The organism is Paracoccus sp. TRP (genome assembly GCF_000185925.1).
GTDB classification, from domain to species: domain Bacteria; phylum Pseudomonadota; class Alphaproteobacteria; order Rhodobacterales; family Rhodobacteraceae; genus Paracoccus; species Paracoccus kondratievae.
Window position 1 is genome coordinate 112,192 of sequence record NZ_AEPN01000002.1, and the last position, 20,474, is coordinate 132,665.

17 protein-coding genes and 1 other RNA gene are annotated in these 20,474 nt (G+C 63.4%); 7 read left to right on the forward strand and 11 right to left on the reverse strand.

Going from position 1 to position 20,474, the window contains the following annotated elements:
- Positions 1-206: 206 nt before the first annotated feature.
- Genes PARACOCCUSGL_RS0101805 through PARACOCCUSGL_RS0101815 form a run of 3 tightly spaced genes read left to right on the forward strand, consistent with a single transcriptional unit; the run spans position 207 to position 5,546 of the window.
- The gene (locus PARACOCCUSGL_RS0101805) at positions 207-872 is read left to right on the forward strand and encodes an ImuA family protein (RefSeq protein ID WP_010392454.1); all 666 of its coding nucleotides are present in this window, start codon (positions 207-209) and stop codon (positions 870-872) included.
- Complete coding sequence (locus PARACOCCUSGL_RS0101810; RefSeq protein WP_010392456.1) at positions 790-2,310, forward strand: DNA polymerase Y family protein; 1,521 nt, start codon at positions 790-792, stop codon at positions 2,308-2,310. The genes PARACOCCUSGL_RS0101805 and PARACOCCUSGL_RS0101810 overlap by 83 nt, the downstream gene beginning before the upstream one ends.
- Positions 2,310-5,546, forward strand: coding sequence for an error-prone DNA polymerase (locus PARACOCCUSGL_RS0101815; RefSeq protein WP_010392458.1), 3,237 nt, complete (start codon positions 2,310-2,312; stop codon positions 5,544-5,546). The genes PARACOCCUSGL_RS0101810 and PARACOCCUSGL_RS0101815 overlap by 1 nt, the downstream gene beginning before the upstream one ends.
- Positions 5,547-5,636: 90 nt before the next feature.
- Here the strand turns inward: PARACOCCUSGL_RS0101815 and rpmG are convergent, their stop codons facing one another.
- The 3 genes from rpmG to PARACOCCUSGL_RS0101825 all read right to left on the reverse strand — a co-directional run bounded on the left by rpmG (position 5,637) and on the right by PARACOCCUSGL_RS0101825 (position 6,678).
- Positions 5,637-5,804, reverse strand: coding sequence for a 50S ribosomal protein L33 (gene rpmG / locus PARACOCCUSGL_RS0101820; RefSeq protein ID WP_010392460.1), 168 nt, complete (start codon positions 5,802-5,804; stop codon positions 5,637-5,639).
- A gap of 143 nt (positions 5,805-5,947) precedes the next feature.
- An RNA gene (gene rnpB / locus PARACOCCUSGL_RS21190) (RNase P RNA component class A) lies at positions 5,948-6,315 on the reverse strand.
- 33 nt (positions 6,316-6,348) lie between these two features.
- Positions 6,349-6,678 (reverse strand): helix-turn-helix domain-containing protein, encoded by a 330-nt coding sequence (locus PARACOCCUSGL_RS0101825; protein ID WP_083825807.1) that lies wholly within the window; start codon positions 6,676-6,678, stop codon positions 6,349-6,351.
- 117 nt (positions 6,679-6,795) lie between these two features.
- Between PARACOCCUSGL_RS0101825 and PARACOCCUSGL_RS0101830 the strand changes: the two genes are divergently transcribed.
- Positions 6,796-7,638 carry an SDR family oxidoreductase gene (locus PARACOCCUSGL_RS0101830; RefSeq protein ID WP_010392464.1) on the forward strand — a complete coding sequence of 281 codons (843 nt, stop codon included), beginning with the start codon at positions 6,796-6,798 and terminating at the stop codon, positions 7,636-7,638.
- Here the strand turns inward: PARACOCCUSGL_RS0101830 and PARACOCCUSGL_RS0101835 are convergent.
- The 6 genes from PARACOCCUSGL_RS0101835 to PARACOCCUSGL_RS0101860 all read right to left on the reverse strand — a co-directional run bounded on the left by PARACOCCUSGL_RS0101835 (position 7,635) and on the right by PARACOCCUSGL_RS0101860 (position 14,489).
- Entirely contained in the window at positions 7,635-10,034 is a 2,400-nt protein-coding gene (locus tag PARACOCCUSGL_RS0101835; protein ID WP_029371303.1) for an ATP-dependent helicase, read from the reverse strand. The genes PARACOCCUSGL_RS0101830 and PARACOCCUSGL_RS0101835 overlap by 4 nt on opposite strands.
- A 55-nt stretch (positions 10,035-10,089) precedes the next feature.
- The gene (locus PARACOCCUSGL_RS0101840; RefSeq protein WP_010392468.1) at positions 10,090-10,371 is read right to left on the reverse strand and encodes a hypothetical protein; all 282 of its coding nucleotides are present in this window, start codon (positions 10,369-10,371) and stop codon (positions 10,090-10,092) included.
- 20 nt (positions 10,372-10,391) lie between these two features.
- Positions 10,392-11,357: a GTP cyclohydrolase FolE2 gene (gene folE2 / locus PARACOCCUSGL_RS0101845; protein ID WP_010392470.1), complete on the reverse strand. Its 966-nt coding sequence runs from the start codon at positions 11,355-11,357 to the stop codon at positions 10,392-10,394.
- Between the two features lie 92 nt (positions 11,358-11,449).
- The gene (metZ, locus tag PARACOCCUSGL_RS0101850) at positions 11,450-12,631 is read right to left on the reverse strand and encodes an O-succinylhomoserine sulfhydrylase (protein WP_010392472.1); all 1,182 of its coding nucleotides are present in this window, start codon (positions 12,629-12,631) and stop codon (positions 11,450-11,452) included.
- Between the two features lie 69 nt (positions 12,632-12,700).
- Entirely contained in the window at positions 12,701-13,306 is a 606-nt protein-coding gene (locus PARACOCCUSGL_RS0101855) for an inner membrane-spanning protein YciB (RefSeq protein WP_010392473.1), read from the reverse strand.
- A 67-nt stretch (positions 13,307-13,373) separates the two neighbouring features.
- Complete coding sequence (locus tag PARACOCCUSGL_RS0101860) at positions 13,374-14,489, reverse strand: thioredoxin family protein (protein WP_010392475.1); 1,116 nt, start codon at positions 14,487-14,489, stop codon at positions 13,374-13,376.
- Between the two features lie 258 nt (positions 14,490-14,747).
- Between PARACOCCUSGL_RS0101860 and acnA the strand changes: the two genes are divergently transcribed.
- Positions 14,748-17,504 carry an aconitate hydratase AcnA gene (acnA, locus tag PARACOCCUSGL_RS0101865; RefSeq protein ID WP_010392477.1) on the forward strand — a complete coding sequence of 919 codons (2,757 nt, stop codon included), beginning with the start codon at positions 14,748-14,750 and terminating at the stop codon, positions 17,502-17,504.
- 75 nt (positions 17,505-17,579) lie between these two features.
- On the opposite strand, the gene PARACOCCUSGL_RS0101870 is transcribed toward acnA, so the two are convergent.
- Both PARACOCCUSGL_RS0101870 and rpsD read right to left on the reverse strand, forming a co-directional pair.
- Positions 17,580-18,194: a hypothetical protein gene (locus PARACOCCUSGL_RS0101870; RefSeq protein ID WP_010392479.1), complete on the reverse strand. Its 615-nt coding sequence runs from the start codon at positions 18,192-18,194 to the stop codon at positions 17,580-17,582.
- Between the two features lie 180 nt (positions 18,195-18,374).
- Positions 18,375-18,995, reverse strand: coding sequence for a 30S ribosomal protein S4 (rpsD, locus tag PARACOCCUSGL_RS0101880; protein ID WP_010392481.1), 621 nt, complete (start codon positions 18,993-18,995; stop codon positions 18,375-18,377).
- A gap of 212 nt (positions 18,996-19,207) precedes the next feature.
- On the opposite strand from rpsD, the gene PARACOCCUSGL_RS0101885 reads away from it, so the two are divergent.
- Entirely contained in the window at positions 19,208-19,579 is a 372-nt protein-coding gene (locus PARACOCCUSGL_RS0101885; RefSeq protein WP_010392483.1) for an iron-sulfur cluster assembly accessory protein, read from the forward strand.
- A 101-nt stretch (positions 19,580-19,680) separates the two neighbouring features.
- On the forward strand, positions 19,681-20,424 hold the full coding sequence (tpiA, locus tag PARACOCCUSGL_RS0101890; protein WP_010392485.1) for a triose-phosphate isomerase: 744 nt from the start codon (positions 19,681-19,683) through the stop codon (positions 20,422-20,424).
- Positions 20,425-20,474 lie beyond the last annotated feature (50 nt).

Here is a 20,474-nt window from a genome sequence, read left to right on the forward strand (position 1 = left end):
CGTGCGGAAGCCGTATGCTGGTGGCAGCAACGCATGGCGAAGTTGGCGCAGGGCAGCCAGCGCCATCGTGCGCTGGTCCAGAAGATCAGTGCCGGTCACGTCAGCCAACGACAGGCCGCTTTCACAAGGGGGCGATCCTGTTTTCTCGCGATTGACGAATCTGCGGGGCGCGCGCTAAGAACAAACTAGGAACATATGGCTAAACCATGTCCGCACGCCCTTTCCCTATCGGGGTGGCGCCTTTCGGACGGGCGCCAGTCCCCGTGGTGCCCTCTCTGACCGCACCAATCCTGTCCGAAGCCTTTGGCACCCGCCCCCTGACCGGGGCTGCACCGGGATTCGTGCTGGCCGCACTGCCGCCAGGGCTGGTGCTTTGGGTGCAAGACCGGCTGAGCCGGACCGAATTCGGCGCACCCTTCCTGCCCGGTATGGGCCGCGACTTGTTAAGGCTGGACCTGACGCGCCCTGCCGATGTGCTGGCCGCGCTGGAAGACGGGCTGCAAAGCCGGGCGCTTGCGGCCGTGGTGGGCGAGATTCATGGCCATACCCCGGCGCTAAGCTTTACCGCCAGCCGACGGCTGGCGCTGCGGGCCGAGGCGGCGGGACTGCCCTGCTGGCTGATCCGTCATGCCGCGCGCCCCGAGGCCAGCGCAGCGCGGATGCGCTGGCGGCTGGCACCCCTGCCCTCGGCCTCCGATCCCGACGACCCGTATGCGCCCGGCGATCCGCTGTGGCTGGCCGAGCTGTTCCGGGCGCGTGGTCAGCCCCCCTCGACCTGGCTGGTGCGCCATGACCGGGCGGCGGATCGTCTCGATTTCTCTGCCCCGGCTGGCGATCGAAAGCTGGCTGAGCCGCGCCGCAAAGCGGGGTGACGACTGGCCCGAGACAGTCCCGCTGGCGCTTTCGGTTCCCGGCACGCATGGCCCTGTCCTTCATGCAGTGAACCGCGCCGCCGAAGAGGCCGGAGCTCGCATTGGGGCCCGCGCTGTGGACAGCCGCGCCATCTGCCCCGCGCTGCGCATTGAGCAGGCCGAACCTGAACAGGATGCGGCAAGGCTGGCACGGCTTGCCTTTTGGGCGAGGCGCTGGGGACCGTGGAGCACGCCGGACGGTGATGACGGCATCCTTATCGACACCACAGGCACCGCCCATCTGTTCGGGGGCGAGGCCGCAATGCTGGCCCGGATACAGGCGCATTTTGCCCGCGCAGGGCTGACAGCAAAACTGGCGCTGGCACCCACGCGCGGCACGGCATGGGCGCTGGCTCGCTTTGGTCCAGAACGTGCGATTTGCACTGACCCTCTGCCGGCGCTGGCACCCCTGCCGGTCGCCGGGCTGCGACTGTCGGATGAAACACAGCTGTTGTTACGGCGGCTTGGGCTAAAGACCATCGGTGATCTGGCGGCTATCCCGCGCCTGTCGCTGATGCGCCGCTTTGCCCGCGCAGGCGCGCAGGACAGCCCGCTGATCCGGCTGGATCAGGCGCTGGGACGCGCGGCCGAGCCGCTGGATGCGCCCGAACCCGCGCCAGAGTTCGCCGCCGAGGCGCGGCTGGCCGAACCGGTCGTCGACCCTTCGGACTGGTTGCCGGAACTGCTTGAACGGCTTTGTGCGCAGCTTGCGGCGGCGGATCGCGGCTGTCGGCGGCTGTGCCTTTCAGTATTTCGCATTGATGGTGAACGGCGCGATATCCGTGTCTCGATGGCCGCCCCCACGCGCGAAGCCGCGCATCTGCTGCGCCTTTTTGACGGCCGGTCAGAGCGGCTGGACCCCGGCTATGGTTTCGACCTGATCCGCCTTGCCGCCGAGGCGGTCGAGCCGCTGACCGCCGCCCAGCCCGGCCTTGATGGTGCCGCGCCTTCGGGCCTTGCACTCGCGCGGCTGGTGGACAGGCTGGCGGCTCGCTTTGGCCCAACCGCAATCAGCCGCCCCTTGCCACACGAAAGCCACATCCCCGAACGGGCCGAAATCCCCGGCCCGCCGCTTGCAGCCATTCCCGCCCCGCCTGCACGCGCGGACCGGCCGATCCGGCTCTTGTCTCCAGCCGAGGAAATCCGCGTCCTCTACGTCATTCCCGAGGGGCCGCCCGCGCAATTCATCTGGCGCCGCCAGACCCTGCGCGTCGCCCGCCATGCCGGACCCGAAAGGATCGCGCCGGAATGGTGGCGCGACCGTCCCGGCACCCGGCTGCGCGACTATTTCCGCATCGAGGATGACACTGGCCTGCGCCTGTGGATCTATCGCGAGGGGCTCATCCATGACGGCCGTGGCGGCGCTCCGCGATGGTTCCTGCACGGGATTTTTGCCTGATGCCCGAACATCACGCCCGTCCCCAGATCCCGCTGCCCCAGGTCAAGCGCCCGAACCCGCCCTCTGATTACATCGAACTGGCGGTGACCAGTGCCTTTAGCTTTCTGCATGGTGCCTCGCATCCCCATGAGCTGGCGCTGACGGCCTGTCATCTGGGCTATGACGCGCTGGGGATAGCCGATCTGAACAGCCTTGCCGGAGTGGTACGCCTGCATGCGGCGGCAAAACAATTGCACCTGCGTCCGGTAATCGGGGCGCGGATCGTATTGGCCGATGGCAGCGCCTTTCTGGCCTATCCGACCGACCGCGCAGCTTACGGCCGCCTTGCGTCACTGATCACCAAGGGACGACGGCATGATCTTGACGGGCACTGGCAAGGAAAGGGCCGCTGTGATCTGAACCTTGACGATCTTGCCAGCCACGCCCAAGGCATGCGCCTGATCTGGCTGCCGGGCAATGACCTGACGTCCCTGCCCCGGCTTGCCGAACGCCTGCCGCAGCTGTCCCATGTCGCGGCAAGCTGGCTGTATCGCGGCGACGACCGGTCCCGTATCAACCGCCTTGACCGGGCAGCGCAGGCAGCTGGCCTGTCAATCGTCGCGGTGAACGATGTCCATTACCACGCGCCCGAGCGGCGTCCGCTGCAGGATGTCATGACCTGCATCCGCGAGGGCACCACCATCGACCGCGCGGGCCTGCTGCTTGCCCAAAACGCCGAGCGGCACCTGAAGAGCCCGGCCGCAATGGTGCGGCTGTTCTCGGACTGGCCGCACGCCATCCGCGCGACGCGCGAGATCGCCGAAAGCTGCACCTTTTCGCTGGACGAACTGCAATATGAATACCCGCGCGAAAGCGTGCCTCCCGGTCTTACCCCGCAAGAGCATCTTGAAAACCTGACCTGGCAAGGCGCGGCCTGGCGCTATCCCGAAGGTGTGCCCGAAAAGGTTCGCGCGACTCTGGTCAAGGAACTGGCCGTGATCGGCAAGAAAAACATCGCGCAATATTTCCTGACCATTCACGATATCATCCGCTACGCCAAGGCGCAGGGTATTCTGTATCAGGGGCGCGGATCGGCAGCGAATTCAGCGGTCTGTTTCGTGCTTGGCATCACTCCGGTCGATCCGGCCCGGCATGAGCTGTTGTTTGAGCGTTTCATCAGCGAGACCCGTACCGAGCCGCCCGATATCGACGTCGATTTCGAGCATGAGCGGCGCGAAGAGATCATCCAGCACATCTATCAGCGCCATGGCCGCGACCGTGCCGGGCTATGCGCCACGGTGATCCATTACCGCCCCCGCAGCGCCATACGCGAGGTTGGCAAGGTCATGGGCCTGTCCGAGGATGTGACCTCGGCACTGGCCAATACCGTCTGGGGCAGCTGGGGCAAGGATATGAGCGCAGCCTCGACCGATCAGGCGGGGCTTGATCTGCACGACCCTGTCCTGCGCCGGACGGTCCGGCTGGCAGATGAAATGATCGGTATGCCTCGCCACCTGTCCCAGCATGTCGGGGGCTTTGTGCTGACCGAGGGGCCTCTGTCCGAAACCGTGCCCATCGGCAATGCCGCCATGCCGGATCGCAGCTTTATCGAATGGGACAAGGACGACATTGATGAGCTTGGCATCCTTAAGGTCGATGTGCTGGCGCTGGGGATGCTGACCTGCATCCGCAAATGCTTTGCCCTGATCAGGGCGCATCATGGCAAGACCCTGACGCTTTCGGATTTCGACCATGACGATCAACCTACCTATGAGATGCTGCAAAGAGGTGACAGCATTGGCACCTTTCAGGTCGAAAGCCGCGCACAGATGGCAATGCTGCCGCGACTGAAGCCCAGGACGTTTTATGATCTGGTCATTCAGGTCGCCATCGTCCGGCCAGGCCCGATTCAGGGCAATATGGTCCATCCCTATCTGCGGCGTCGCAGCGGGCAGGAGGATGTCGAATATCCCGGCCCCCGCGACGGCGATCCCGATGAGCTGAAAAACATCCTGTCACGCACCAAGGGCGTGCCGATCTTTCAGGAACAGGCGATGAAGATTGCCATGGTCGCAGCGCAGTTCTCCCCCGCCGAGGTTGATAAGCTGCGCAAGGCCATGGCGACATTCCGTTCGCGCGGGACGATCGGGCAGCTACAGGACCGCATGGTCGAAAAGATGGTCGCGCGCGGCTATGACCGCGAATTCGCCGAACGGTGCTTTAACCAGATCAAGGGATTCGGCGATTACGGCTTTCCGGAAAGCCATGCGGCGGCCTTTGCCCATCTGGCCTATGTCTCGGCCTGGCTGAAATGCCATCACCCGGACGCCTTTGCTGCCGCACTGCTCAACAGCCAGCCCATGGGGTTTTATGGCCCGGCGCAGATTGTGCGCGACGCACGCGAACATGGTGTGACGGTGCTGCCGGTCGATGTGAATATCAGTGAATGGGACAATACGCTGGAGCCCTGCGATAGTGCCTTTGCCCTGCGCCTTGGCCTGCGCCAGATCGACGGACTGGCCAGAGCCCCGGCCGAGCGTATCGTGCAGGCGCGCCGCGGCGGCCCCTATACTGATCTGGCCGATCTGAAACGCCGCGCCGACCTTGATACCCGGACTATCCGTCAGGTCGCGACCGCCGATGCGCTACACTCTTTGAACCTCGACCGCAGGGCGGGGCTGTGGCAGGCGCGGGCGTTGCGCGATGCGCCAGAGCTGCCGCTTTTTGGCCGCCGGGACGAAGGGGCCGAACCTGCAATCTCTCTGCCTGCCATGCCGCTGTGTGAGCAGGTCACCGCCGATTACCAGACGCTGCGCCTGTCGTTGAAAGCCCATCCCATGACCTTTCTGCGCCGCAGCCTGACCGATCAGGGTTATACGCCCGCCGCCGCTCTGGCACGGCTGCCGAACCGGGCATGGCTGCGCATGGCCGGAATCGTGCTGGTCCGCCAGCGCCCGGGCAGCGCCAATGGCACCTGTTTCATCACGCTGGAAGATGAAACCGGCGTCGCCAATCTGGTGATCTGGGCAAAGACCTTTGGCCAGTTCCGCAAAGTAGCGATGAGCGCCCGCCTATTGGAAATCCGCGGCCAGCTTCAGCGCGCCGATGGCGTGACCCATGTCATCGCCCATTGGCTGGGGGACCGTTCGGACGCGCTGTTGCGCCTGGCCGGAGAGGCCCCCGCCACGCTGCCCCAGCCCCGGCCCAGCCATCCGCGCAAGGTGCGCATCCTGCCGAAATCGCGCGACTTTCATTAAGCCGCGCCCAAGGGCGGGAAATCACGGCCATAAAAGGAAACCGCGCCCCCGAAGGGACGCGGTTTCAGAAAAGTTCCGTAAAGGAAGATCTTACTTGATCTTGCCTTCTTTGTACTCGACATGCTTGCGCACGACCGGGTCGTATTTGGTGACCGACATCTTTTCGGTCATCGTGCGGGCGTTTTTCTTGGTGACATAGAAATGCCCGGTCCCGGCCGTCGAGTTCAGACGGATCTTGATCGTCGTCGGCTTCGCCATCTGTTTCGCTCCTGCTGCGGGGCAAGACGCATGGCGCGAACCCCGTGGAATTCTCTTGGAGCCCGCCTTTTAGCGGCACAGCAGGCGAAGTCAACCGGGAATCACCTGATTTCAGGCCGATCTGCAAGGCTAAAGGGTCAGATATGCGCGGATGGCCTGTAAGCCGGATTTTGTTCCGGGGTTACCCCCTTTGATGACCATTCATCTGGTCCCGCCATTACTGACGGGATCTAGCTGCCAACCCGGACCTGCTGGGGCGAAGGCAGCCCTGTCTTGCGACGCGCGGTCCCTATTCGGCATTGCTCCCGGTGGGGCTTGCCATGCCAGGACTGTTGCCAGCCCCGCGGTGGGCTCTTACCCCACCGTTTCACCCTTACCCATGCGTGCATGGGCGGTCTCTTCTCTGTGGCGCTTTCCCTGGGGTTGCCCCCGCCGGGCGTTACCCGGCACCGCACCTTCATGGAGTCCGGACTTTCCTCGACGTTGCCGCCGCGGTCATCCGGCCATCCGCGCAAGGTCCAGATAGGCCCGCGCAAAGGCCGGGTCAAGCCTGTGCCCAACCCTGCGCAATCTGGGGCAATGTGTCCTCGATCCAGCCAAGCAGCGTATCGACGCGCGTCGCTGCCTCATGCCCCAAAGGCGTCAGCGCATATTCCACATGTGGCGGAACAGTCTGGAAATCGCGGCGCAGCACCATGCCGTCGGCCTCCAGCCCCTGCAAAGTCTGGGCCAACATCCGTTCGCTGATACCGCCAATCTGCCGCCGCAGGCCGGAAAACCGCTGCGGCCCGTCAGAGAGCACGCGCAGGACCAGCATCCCCCAGCGCCCGGTCAGCCGCCGCAAGACATCGCGCGACGGGCATTCCGCGGCCATCAGATTCCCCCGGCAACCGGTTTCAGAATTTTTCACACTAACATCTCCGTCAGTACTTACTTTTTAATAGTAATACTTTTACCTCTCGCTGCACAAGCATTTGCGAAAGGAAATGACATGACCATCGCCGTTACCGGAGCCACCGGCCAGCTTGGCCGCCTGATCACCGCCCGCCTGAAAGAACTGCTGCCCGCAAATGAAGTCGTCGCGCTGGCCCGCAACCCCGGAAAGGCCGTCGATCTGGGCGTCGAGACCCGCGCCTTTGATTATGACCGCCCCGAGACGCTGACCACCGCGCTGGCTGGCGTGGATCGACTGGTGTTTATCTCGGCAAGCGAGGTCGGCAAACGCGCTGTCCAGCACCGCGCCGTGATCGAGGCTGCCCAGGCCGCCGGCATCAGCCAGATCGTCTATACCAGCCTGCTGCACGCCGACCGCACGCCCCTGTCCCTTGCCGATGAACATGTCGTGACTGAAAAGCTGCTCTCCGAATCGGGCCTTGCCCATACGATCCTGCGCAATGGCTGGTATGCCGAGAACTACACCGGCGCATTCCCGGCTGCGCTGGAACATGGCGCGCTGATCGGTGCTGCCGGCGAGGGCCGGATCTCGGCCGCCGCGCGCGCAGATTATGCCGAGGCCGCCGCCAAAGTGGTCACGGGTGAAGGCCATCTTGGTAAGGTCTATGAGCTTGCCGGTGACAATGGCTGGACGCTGGCGGAACTCGCAGCCGAGCTTTCTGCCCAAACCGGCCGGACCATTCCTTATAAAAACCTGTCGCAGAACGATTATGCCGCCGCGCTAACGGGTGCCGGCCTGCCGGAAGGGCTCGCCGCCGCCATCGCCGACTGGGACGCCAAAGCTGCGGAGGGTGCGCTTTTTGACGACAGCCGCACCCTGACCGGCCTGATAGGCCGACCGACCGCGACACTGGCCGAGGTGGTGCGCGCCGCGCTTTAAAACGGCACGTCGTCCATCGCACCACCCGAACCGGCCTGCGAGGCGGGCTGCACATAGCCCGCCTTGATCGTCTTGAAACCGGTGGCGAATTCGACGGTCAGCGTATCCTCGGCAATGCCCATGATCGTGCCATTGCCGAACTTCTGATGGAACACCCGATCCCCGACCGAAAACCGCGCCGCAGGTTCGGCATCAATCACGATCGGGGTGCGATGAACAGGCTGCGCGCGTTCGGCGCTGCGCTGCTGCATGCGCTTCCAGCCCGGAGAGTTGTAGACATCGCTCTGCGCCGCACGCTCATGGATAGCCGAGGGCGCAAAGGGCTGCGCCGCCGCGCCATAACCACCACCGTAAAGGCCGGGCGGCGTCAGCACCTCAACGTGATCCTCGGGCAGTTCGTCGATAAAGCGCGACGGCAGGCTGGATTGCCATTGCCCATACATGCGACGGTTGCCGGCAAAGCTGATCGTCACCAGCTCACGCCCGCGAGTGATCCCGACATAGGCAAGCCGCCGCTCTTCCTCGAGCCCCTTCAGCCCGCTTTCATCCATGCTGCGCTGACTGGGGAACAGGCCGTCCTCCCACCCCGGCAAAAAGACGATGGGATATTCCAGACCCTTGGCCGCATGCAGGGTCATGATACTGACCTCATCGGTCTGCTCGCCAGAGTCGTTGTCCATGACCAGCGCGACATGCTCAAGGAAACCCTGAAGATTTTCAAACTCTTCCAGAGCCTTGACCAGTTCCTTGAGGTTGTCGAGACGACCCGGAGCATCGGGCGACTTGTCGTTCTGCCACATGGCGGTATAGCCGGATTCGTCCAGAATCCGCTCGGCCAGTTCGACATGACTGACGCGACTGTCCAGCGCATCGGCATGCCAGCGGCCCATCGCCTCGGTGAACTGACGCAACGCCGCCGCACCCTTGCCGCCAAGAGCGCCGGTCGCAACCGTCGAAACCGCACCCTCCAGCAGCGACAAATTCCGCTCGCGCGCCTCGCGCTGAATGGTCTGAACGGCTTTCTCGCCCAGACCACGTTTGGGAACGTTCACGATCCGCTCAAACGCCAAATCATCGGCAGGGCTGACCGCGAGCCGGAAGTAGGCCATGGCATCGCGAATCTCGGCCCGCTCATAAAAGCGCGGACCACCGATCACCCGATAGGGCAAACCGATGGTCATGAAACGGTCCTCGAACGCCCGCATCTGATGGCTGGCCCGTACGAGGATGGCAATGTCGTTCAGATTGCGCCGACCGAGTGCCGCACGATGCCCGCCGTGGAAAGCCTCAATCTCTTCCCCGATCCAGCGTGCCTCGGCCTCGCTGTCCCAATGACCGATCAGGCGGACCTTTTCGCCCCCCTCGACCTCGGTCCACAGCGTCTTGCCAAGCCGGCCACGGTTCGCCGCAATCAGCCCCGAAGCCGCGGCAAGAATATGCGGGGTCGAGCGATAGTTCTGCTCAAGCCGGATCACCTGCGCACCGGGAAAATCACTCTCAAAGCGCAGAATGTTACCAACCTCGGCCCCGCGCCAGCCATAGATCGACTGGTCATCATCGCCAACGCAGCAGATATTGCGATGAGCAGACGCCAAAAGCCGCAGCCACATATACTGGGCGACGTTGGTATCCTGATATTCGTCAACGAGGATATAACGGAACCGATCCTGCCAGGATCTCAGCACATCAGGATGGGCCTGGAACAGATGTACGCAATGCATCAGCAGGTCGCCGAAATCGGTGGCGTTCAACTCCAGCAAACGGCGCTGATAGGCCGCGTAAAGCCGGCCACCCCAGCCGTCAAAGGCACGCTCCTCACCCCTTGGCAGTTGCGACGGGGACAGGCAGCGGTTTTTCCAGCTGTCGATCAAATGGGCAAGCTGACGCGCTGGCCAGCGTTTTTCATCAATATTCCCGGCCAGAATAAGCTGCCTGAGCAGTCGTATCTGATCGTCGGTATCAAGGATGGTAAAGCTGGGCTTCAGATGCAGCTCACCATCGCCGATCAGCTCGGCATGGCGGCGCAGGATCTTGACGCTGATCGAGTGAAAGGTGCCAAGCCACGGCATGCCCTCGACCGCCTCGCCCAAAAGGCGGGCGACGCGCTCTTTCATCTCGCGCGCGGCCTTGTTGGTAAAGGTCACGGCAAGGATCTGCCCCGGCCGGGCCCGGCCAAGGTTCAGCAGATGCGCGATACGCGTGGTCAGCGCCCGGGTCTTGCCGGTGCCCGCACCGGCAAGCAGCAGGACCGGACCATCCAGCGCCTCGACCGCTGCACGTTGCGCGGGGTTAAGCCCGTCAAGATAGGGCACAGGCCGCGCACCGATTGCCCGCTGGGACAGCGGCACCGGCGCGGCTGCGGCCTCGAAAGCGTCCGAGTCGTCGAAATTGCTCATGCCCGCACCATAGCCCCGCATCCGCGCTCGGGAAAGCCTGTCGTTCCCATTTCGTTCACATGCCGCCTACCGCGGCGGCAAGTCCCCAGAAAACCAGAAGAGCCAGAGCGAGAAAAACCGCACCCACCGCGTAAAGCCGGATGCGTTCGCGGCGGTTGCGCGGGTGGTGCCAATCCAGAAACCCCTGGCCGTCGAACAGCGGATTGGCGTGCAGCATCCCGAACGCGAGGGGACCGGACGACCGCCCCTCGGCCAGCCGCCGCAGGCGCCATTCAGGATAGCGATGGCTCAGGCAAAGCCAGATTGCCGCCAGCCGGGCCGCCAGGAGACAGGCCATTCCGCTGGACAACCACAGCATTACGCCCTGAGGCCGGCGAAGATCGCGGGGTCCAGACTGGCATGGGCGAAGGTCTCGCCCTGGGTCAGCACCGAAACCGCATCATGCGAATGCAGCGATTCCTGATGGCTGGCCACGACGCGGAAATCGCCGATACGCGGCTCGGCCATCAGCTCGGCGGCAAAGGCGCGCACCGCATCCTCGACAAAGATCGGGTTGGCGGCGTTCAGCTCGGCAAAGGCCTGTTCGTCCTCGCGCTTGACCATGACCTGGGTCTCGGTCGCGACGGCACGACGGCACAGGGTCACCATATCTTCGAACCACAGGGTATCGCCCTGCATGACGACCGAGACCCGGGCCACCGAACGCTGCGAATGCGGCGTCGCAAGCTGGCCGCGCATACGCCGGGCATGTTCGCTGAGCTCAAGCGAACAGGGACAGGTCGAGGAATAGACATAGTCGAAATGCATGATCCGCAGCCGCTGGCCAGCCTTTTCGACCAGTTCCAGCGCAATGTCGTAATACTGCCAGCCCGACAGGCCCGAGCGCAGCGACTCGACCCGCATCGGATAGCTGAGCCGCATCATGATACGCGCGTCCAGACTGTCGAGGTCGGATTTGTAATCGTCCAGCGCCGCCTCAAGCACCCCCATTGAGAACTGCTTGTCAGCATGGGCATAGAACGAGCGCATGATGCGGCTCATGTTGATGCCCTTGCGATCAGCCTCAAGGCTGACGGTGCCGGTAACGCTGGTTTCAAGCGTGATCTCGCCGCCCTCGCGGGTCATATAGCGGATCGGCAGACGGAAGTTAGAGATGCCGACGTGCTGGATCGGCGCGCGCGCCCCGACGATCAGGCTGGCCGGTCCGTTCTGCAGGTCCGGCAGGCTGGCCTTATAGGCGTCATCGACCCGGAAATCGGCCGGGTATTCGCGCTTAAGCGCAGGATAGGCGCGTTCGGTGGCGATTGGGCGGGCCTCGGTCATGGTCGTCCTCGCTTAAAGGTCGGCAATAATCTGGGGGCTCGCGACCCGAAAGGAAAGGGGGCGCCCGGCAAGTTCCGGACGCCAGAGCGCCCTCAGGCCAGGGATTGGCGGATGTCCGCGATCAGATCATCCGCGTCCTCAAGCCCGATCGACAGGCGCAAAAGGCCGGGGGTGATGCCCAGCTCGGCCCGCATCTCTTCGGACAGGCGCTGATGCGTCGTCGTCGAGGGATGGGTGACGATCGACTTGGCATCGCCAAGGTTGTTCGAAATCTGGAAAACCTGCATCCGGTTCATCGCCGCAAAGGCAGCTTCTTTGCTGCCCAGGTCGATGGCGACCATGGTGCCGCCCGCCCCCATCTGGCGCATGACCAGATCATATTGCGGATGGTCGGCAAGGCCGGGATAGATCACACGCGACAGACGGCCATCATCCTTAAGCGCAGAGGCAAGGCGCAAGGCGCTGTCGGTCTGGGCACGAACACGCAGGTCCATCGTCGTCAGCCCGTTCAGCATCATCCATGCGTTAAAGGGGCTGATCGCGCCGCCGGTATGTTTAAGATAGGGTTCGGCCACGTCGCGCACGAACTCGCGGGTTCCACAGATCACGCCACCCAGACAGCGACCCGAGCCGTCGATATGTTTGGTCGCCGAATAGACCACGACATCGGCACCGTTCTGCACGGCACGCGAATAAACCGGGGTGGCAAAGACGTTATCGACCACGACCAGCGCGCCGACCGCATGGGCAAGCCCGGCCACGCCGGCAATATCCACCACCTCCAGCGTCGGATTCGAGACCGATTCAAAGAATACCGCCCGCGTCGTCGGCCGGATCGCCGCGCGCCACTGTTCCAGATCGGTGCCATCGACATAGGTCACCTCGACCCCGAAACGCACCAGCACATCAAGCACATAAAGGCATGAACCGAAAAGCGCCCGCGACGAAACGATATGATCGCCGGGCTTGGCAAAACACATCAGCGCCCCGTTCACCGCCGCCATGCCGCTGGCAGTGGCAAAAGCGTCCTCGGTACCTTCAAGGTTGGCGATCCGATCCTCGAACATGCGCGAGGTCGGGTTACCATAGCGGGCATAGATGAATTCATCCGGCCCGGTCTTGATGAAACGGGCCTCGGCCTGTTCGGCGCTGTCGTAGGAAAAGCCCTGGGTCATGAACAGGGCCTCGGCCATCTCGCCGTACTGGCTGCGGCGAATGCCGTGATGGACAGCGCGCGTGCGCGGATGCAGAGGCTTGTTCGACTCCTGGGACATGGCTGGCTCCTGATGGTCAGGATGCCGGGTTACTCCTGCCCGGCCAGCCGTGCAAGGCCCCGGGGCCGGCTATTCGCTGTCGCGAGGCAAGGCATAGCGTTCAAACAGCCGCGAATTGGCCACAAAAAACACCACCATGATCGCCGGCAGGCCAAAGGTCTTGAAGTTCACCCAGGCCGTTTCGGACATCAGCCGCCAGACCGCCTCATTGGCGATGGCAAGCCCCAGAAACAACAGCGTCATACGCAGGGTCAGGATTCGCCAGCCCTCGGCACGCATCGGCAGGGCCTCGGACATGACCAGCTCAAGCCAGTTGCGGCGCAGGATCAGGCTTGCGCCAAGCAGCGCGGCAAAGATCAGGTAGATGATCGTCGGCTTCATCTTGAAGAACCTGGGATCATTCAGCCAGATCGACAGCCCGCCAAAGACGACGACCAGCACCAGCGTGGCGATCTGCATGGGCGACAGCCGCCCCGTCAGGCGCCATAGCGCCAGCGTGCAAATGACAAGGACCGGCACAAAGACCAGCGTGGCAAAGATGAATCCGGAATATTCACGCCCAGCCAAGGTCACGGTCTGATCCCGAAACCGCATGAAGACGACAAAGAACAGGACCAGCGGGCCAAGGTCCAGTGCGGCCTTGAGCCAGGTATTGATCTTGCGCGGTTCGGTCAAGGCGAGGCTCCTGCTCAGCTTTGGGGGCGCGATATTGCGCCGGAAGCGGTCCCGGCGCAAGCGGCGCCTAGTCCAGACGGATGGCTGCCAGAATGGGGCCGCTGGCCATACGAGCGTCGCCGCGACCCAGCTCTTGCGCCAGAATGGCATGGCGGGTGTCGTCGGGAAAGTCGGTGCTGTTCTGACCGTCCTGCCGCACGGTCAGGCGCAGCGGGGCCCGGCCGTCCCACTCGGCAATCCGCTCGGCCGCCAGCACGACGTTGCGATAGTTGACGACCTTGCCGCGATTTTCACCAGCCCTGATGGCCACCCTGCGCTGTGGAGCATAACGCACCAGAATGATCGCCACCCGATCCTTGATCGCGCTGCGCGGTGTCAGCTCGATCCGGTAACCCTCTTTGCCCTGGCTTGAAGAAACCATCACCGGCGTCGGCCATGCCATCTGGGTCTGGACAAGCCCCACCAGTTCTGCCGGGCGCAATGCGATCAGCGTATCTGTCCCGCCAACGACGATCTGGGGCGTATAGATCGCACGCTCGCCGGACTGATGGGCATAGGCCTGCTGGCGCAGGGTGAATTCAGGCCGCGCAAACTCGTCGGCCCAGCCAAGGTAATCCCAGTAATCGACATGCCAAGACAGCGTCAGCACATCCTCGCGCTCGGCCAGATCGGCCAGCAGCTCATCAGCGGGCGGGCAGGATGAACAGCCCTGCGAGGTGAAAAGCTCGACCACCACCGGGGGCTGACCGACCGGACCGATCATGCGCGCACGCGGCTGCACCTCGGCAAAGGTCGAAACGCCGGGCGCGGCAAAGGGGTCCGAAGGCATCACCGGCGACGACTGGTCGGCCGGCACCCCGGGCTCACCCTTCGGGGCCTCGATCAGACCGATAACGCCATCCTCATCGACGATCTCGACAAAGGTGCTTGCCGGGGCAGCCCCCTCGCCCGAGGAGGGCAGTTCCGCACCCGGACCCGACAGGGTGGCCGCGACATCGGCAGCGCCGGTATCGAATATGCAGACCGGAGTCGCGCCTTCTGCCGGGCCTTCGCCCATCTCATGCGCGAATGCCGGGACACCCAGCCCGGTCAGCGCAACCACGGCAGCGCAGGCCAGAACCGGCAGGACCCCTGCCCTGCACGCCTGCCCACGGGCTGCTATCTTGATGCGCCTTGCCGCCATATTCTTCCGTATTCCCGGCCCTTCCGATCCGCATCAGGTAATCCGGGTGATGGGGGAACGACAAATCAATGCTTTGTTAGTGCAGCGTGTTCACCCCGCGACCGTGATGCAAAACCCACATCCCGCCCGGGGCGCAGAAATTGGCATACAATTGCATACAAATCTGCCGCACCCCCCTTGATCCCCATGTGGAAAAGGGGCAAATGGCAGGCAGCACCGCCATTCAGCCACCTTTTTGCAAGGATAGGGAGCCGAGTCATGCCCATCGTTACAGGAACAGACACCGCAAAGACGCGCCGCCAGCTTCAGGTGGGCTCTCACAGCTACGCCTATTACTCGATCGAAGCCGCGACACAGGCCGGGCTTGGCGATTTTTCCAGGCTGCCCGCCTCGCTCAAGGTGGTGCTGGAAAACCTGCTGCGTTTTGAGGACGGCGGCCGCACGGTCAGCGTCGAGGACATCAAAGCCTTTGCCGAATGGGCGCAAAAAGGCGGCAGGAACCCGCGTGAGATCGCCTATCGTCCGGCACGCGTCCTGATGCAGGACTTTACCGGCGTTCCGGCCGTGGTGGACCTTGCCGCGATGCGCGATGGCATCAAGGCTCTGGGCGGTGATGCGCAAAAGATCAACCCGCTGAACCCGGTCGATCTGGTCATCGACCACTCGGTGATGATCGACGAGTTCGGCAACCCCCGCGCCTTCCAGCGCAACGTTGACCTGGAATATGAACGCAACCTTGAGCGCTATACCTTCCTGAAATGGGGGCAAAAGGCGTTCAACAACTTCCGCGTTGTGCCGCCCGGCACCGGTATCTGCCACCAGGTGAACCTGGAATATCTGGCCCAGACCGTCTGGACCGACACCGACCAGCAGGGCGCGAACGTCGCCTATCCCGATACTCTGGTCGGCACGGACAGCCACACGACCATGGTCAACGGCCTTGCCGTTCTGGGCTGGGGCGTCGGCGGGATCGAGGCCGAGGCCGCGATGCTGGGCCAGCCCATCTCGATGCTGATCCCCGAAGTCGTCGGCTTCAAGCTGACCGGCAGGATGATGGAAGGCACCACCGCCACCGACCTGGTGCTGAAAGTCGTGGCCATGCTGCGCAAGAAAGGCGTCGTCGGCAAATTCGTCGAATTCTACGGCGACGGCCTTGACCACCTGCCGCTGGCCGACCGTGCCACCATCGCCAACATGGCGCCCGAATATGGCGCGACCTGCGGTTTCTTCCCGATCGACAACGAAACGCTGCGCTACCTGCGCAATACGGGCCGTGACGAAGATCGTATCGCGCTGGTCGAGGCCTATGCCAAACAGAACGGTTTCTGGCGCGGTGCCGATTACGAGCCCATCTATACCGACACCCTGCATCTCGACATGGCCGACATCGTTCCGGCGATCTCGGGCCCGAAACGGCCGCAGGACTACACGCCGCTGAACCTTGCCGCACGCGCTTTCTACAAGACGGTTGCGGAATATCGCGGTGTGGACATGTCCGCCGCCGCCCAAGAGATGGTCGAAGAGGGCGGCGGGGTCATCACCAACGGCACGGATGTGCGCAAAACCGTGGCCGTCGAGGGTCAGGATTACACCATCCGCGACGGTTCGGTTGTAATCGCCGCCATCACCTCCTGCACCAACACCTCGAACCCCTATGTGATGATCGGTGCCGGTCTGGTCGCCCGCAAGGCGCGTGCGCTTGGCCTGACCCGCAAGCCCTGGGTTAAGACCTCGCTCGCACCGGGGTCGCAGGTTGTGGCCGAATATCTTGAAGCCGCCGGCCTGCAGGAGGATCTGGACGCCATCGGCTTCAACCTCGTGGGCTTTGGCTGCACCACCTGTATCGGCAACTCGGGGCCGCTGGGCGATCCGGCGATCTCGAAAGCGATCAACGACAACGATCTGGTCGCCACCGCCGTCCTGTCGGGCAACCGCAACTTTGAGGGCCGGATTTCGCCCGATGTGCGCGCCAACTATCTGGCTTCGCCGCCGCTGGTCGTCGCCTATGCCATCGCGGGTGATGTCAACATCAACCTGACCAAGGACCCGATCGGCCAGACCCCCGAGGGCAAGGATGTCTATCTGAAAGACATCTGGCCGACCACGCAGGAGGTTGCCGAACTGGTCGAGGCGACTGTGACCCGCGAGGCCTTCCAAAAGAAATATGCCGATGTGTTCAAGGGCGACGAGCGCTGGCAGGGCGTCGAGGTCACCGACAGCGAGACCTATGACTGGCCGCCGACCTCGACCTATATCCAGAACCCGCCCTATTTCCGCGGCATGTCGAAAGAGCCGGGCCAGATCACCAATATCGAGGGCGCGCGCGTCCTCGCGATCCTGGGCGATATGATCACGACCGACCACATCTCGCCCGCAGGTTCGTTCAAGCCCACCACCCCGGCCGGGGAATACCTGCTTGAGCGTCAGGTCCAGCCCAAGGATTTCAACAGCTACGGTTCGCGCCGCGGCAACCACGAAGTCATGATGCGCGGTACCTTTGCCAACATCCGCATCCGCAACGAGATGCTGGAGGGTGTCGAAGGCGGCTACACCAAAGGCCCTGATGGTCAGCAGACCTCGATCTTTGACGCCGCCATGGCCTATCAGGCCGAGGGTACGCCGCTGGTCGTCTTTGGTGGCGTGGAATACGGCGCCGGGTCGTCGCGCGACTGGGCGGCGAAAGGCACCAACCTGCTGGGCATCAAAGCGGTCATCGCTGAAAGCTTTGAGCGCATCCACCGCTCGAACCTCGTCGGCATGGGCGTCATCCCGCTGGAGTTCACCGAAGGTGAGAACCGCAAGACCCTGAACCTTAAGGGCGACGAGGTCATCACCATCGGCGGCCTGGAAGGCGACTTCAAACCGCTGTCGCTGGTTCCCTGCACCATCCGCTATGCCGATGGCAGCGAAAAGACCATCCAGCTGAAGGCCCGCGTCGATACCGAGGTCGAGATCGAATACCTCGAAAACGGCGGTGTGCTGCACTATGTGCTGCGCAACCTCGCCAAGTCCTGAGATCTGGACCCGGACAGATAACGAAAGGCCGCCCCCGGGCGGCCTTTTCTTTGTCCGGCCCGGGTTGCGTGCCCCCTATTCCTCGGCACAATACCACATGGCCCCACCGGCGGCGGCCGTTCCGATGACAAGCGAGCCGACCGCAACCGGGGATGTGGCAAGCCCCGCGGCCGCCGCGCCCGCCGCCTCAAGCGTGCCGACCATCTGCCCCGAGGTCGCGGCAAGAATCGTCGCGCCCGGTCGCTGCGTCACCGCATCATAACCGGCCACGGCCAGCGCATTGGCATTACGGAAAGTGGCCTGACGGGCCGAGTTTACCCGCTCGCACAGGGTCTTGCGGCATAGGGCGTTACCTTTGCGCGGCCCCTTTTGCGCGCCGATGTAGGTGTCATTTTCCTTGTCCCACAGCAGACAATAGCTGCCGTCATCACCCATCTCATTGCGCCGCAGGATCTCGCGCAGCGTGACATAGCCCGGACAGGTGATCCGCCCCCAGCCAGAAAAGTTCTTTTCCAGCCGGCCGACATTTTCATGAAACTCGGCATCGCGGACATAATTGATCTCGGTTTTTTCGCCCGCGATCGACGTGTCGCAGGTCCACAGCCGCTCTTCCTTGCCCGGTCGCTCTTGCGCCGCGCCCGCCGTCGTCACTCCCATCACCCCGACCATAGCCAGAATAAAAGAACGCATCCCTTGCCTCATGTCCTTTCTGCGCGCCGCTTTTCCCGAAAGCACCGCCGCACTGCAAGCCACTTGCTCAGACACAGGCCGGAATGTGAACGGCTGCGTTCATTTTGTCATCGCAGCAGCCCAAAAGCAAAAGGCCGCCCCGAAAGGAGCGGCCCCCGTAAAACTGCGATCCGGAAAGGATCAGTTTTTCGCGTAGAATTCGACGACCAGGTTCGGTTCCATCTGCACCGGATAGGGCACGTCGCCCAGAGCCGGAGTGCGAACGAAGGTCGCGGTCATCTTGTTGTGGTCCACTTCCAGATAGTCCGGAACATCACGCTCGGTCAGGCCAACGGCCTCCAGCACGATGGTCAGCTGACGCGAACGCTCGCGAACCGAGATCACGTCGCCTTCCTTGACGCGGTACGACGGGATGTTCACGCGGCGGCCGTTCACCTCGACATGGCCGTGGTTCACGAACTGACGGGCAGCAAAGACGGTCGGCACGAATTTGGCACGATAAACGACGGCGTCCAGACGGCGCTCCAGCAGGCCGATCAGGTTTTCACCGGTGTCGCCGCGCACACGCTCGGCTTCGGAATAGATGCGGCGGAACTGCTTTTCGGTCAGGTCGCCGTAATAGCCTTTGAGCTTCTGCTTGGCGCGCAGCTGGGTGCCGAAATCCGACAGTTTGCCCTTGCGGCGCTGGCCGTGCTGGCCCGGGCCGTATTCGCGCTTGTTAAGCGGCGACTTGGCGCGGCCCCAGATGTTTTCGCCCATGCGGCGGTCGATCTTGTACTTGGCAGCGGTGCGTTTGGTCATCGCTGATCTCCTTCGTGTTATCAGTTTCGAAGGGCGTTGTCCTTTGGCCAAGCATCTTGCGATCCAGGGCCCGACAGGGTTCCCCTTGCGGGGTCCACCAACACCAATGAAGCGGCGCTTATAGCCGCACTGTTGCCGGTGTCAAGCGCCCGGGCCCCTTGAGTGGCGGCAAGCTTGTACTTAAATGAATGGCAGCGAACAAGGAATGTGCGATGTTCTCGATCCCCGGCAAATCCCCCGTGACCATCACCCCGGCGGCTGAACGCCAGATTGCCCGGCTTATGGCCCAGAAATCGGCCCGCGGCCTGAGGATCGGGCTGAAAAAGGGCGGCTGCGCAGGCATGGAATACACCATGGAACTGGCCGAGAACGCTTCGCCCGGCGATGAGGTTGTTGAACAGGGCGAAGCGCGGGTCATGATCGCGCCCACCGCACAGATGTTCCTGTTCGGAACCGAGATCGACTATGAAACCAGCCTGCTCGAATCCGGCTTCAAGTTTCGTAACCCGAATGTCACCGACAGTTGCGGCTGTGGCGAATCGGTAAGCTTCGCCCCGCTCGAAGGTTCGCGGGCGAAAGCCTAGACCTTTCGCCGCAGGTTCGTGTTCCGTACCCTCCTGCCGTCTTGATCGCGCGACGCGCGCGGCCTAATCCCCTGTCGGAAGCTGATAAGGGAGAGAGGCTGATGGCCCCGCGCAAACTTGCCGCCGGAAACTGGAAAATGAACGGAACCCTGGCCTCGCTGGCCGAGATCGACCAGCTGCTGGCCGATCACCCCCGGCCGGGCTGCGATGTGCTGATCTGCCCGCCCGCGACACTGGTCCATGCGCTGGCAGGCCGCGTTGAGGGCAAGATCGCGGTCGGCGGTCAGGACTGCCACGCCAAGACCTCGGGCGCCCATACCGGCGACATCGCCGCAGCCCAGCTGAGGGACGCGGGCGCAAGCCATGTCATTCTTGGCCATTCCGAGCGGCGCACCGATCATGGCGAAGCCGACGCTGATGTCGCGGCGAAATCCGTCGCAGCCTATGAGGCCGGGCTTGTCGCGGTGATCTGCGTCGGTGAGACCGAGGCACAGCGTGACGCGGGCGAGACGCTGGATGTAATCTCGACCCAGCTTGCAGGCTCGATCCCCGAGGGTGCGACGGCCGCCAATACTGTTATCGCTTATGAACCGGTCTGGGCCATCGGCACCGGCCGCACCCCGACCAGCGAGCAGATCGCCGAGGTCCACGCCCTGATACGCGACCGCCTTGCCGCCCGCTTTGCCGACGGGGCCGATTTTGCGCTGCTCTATGGCGGCTCGGTCAAACCCGGAAACGCGGCCGAGATCTTTGCCATTCCCCATGTGAACGGTGCTCTGGTCGGCGGCGCCAGCCTCAGGGCGGCCGATTTCGGCCCGATCATCTCGGCACTTTCCGCAGCGTAATTCGCCAGACAGGAACGCCATTCCATCCGGCAGCCCCGGTTTGGAATGGC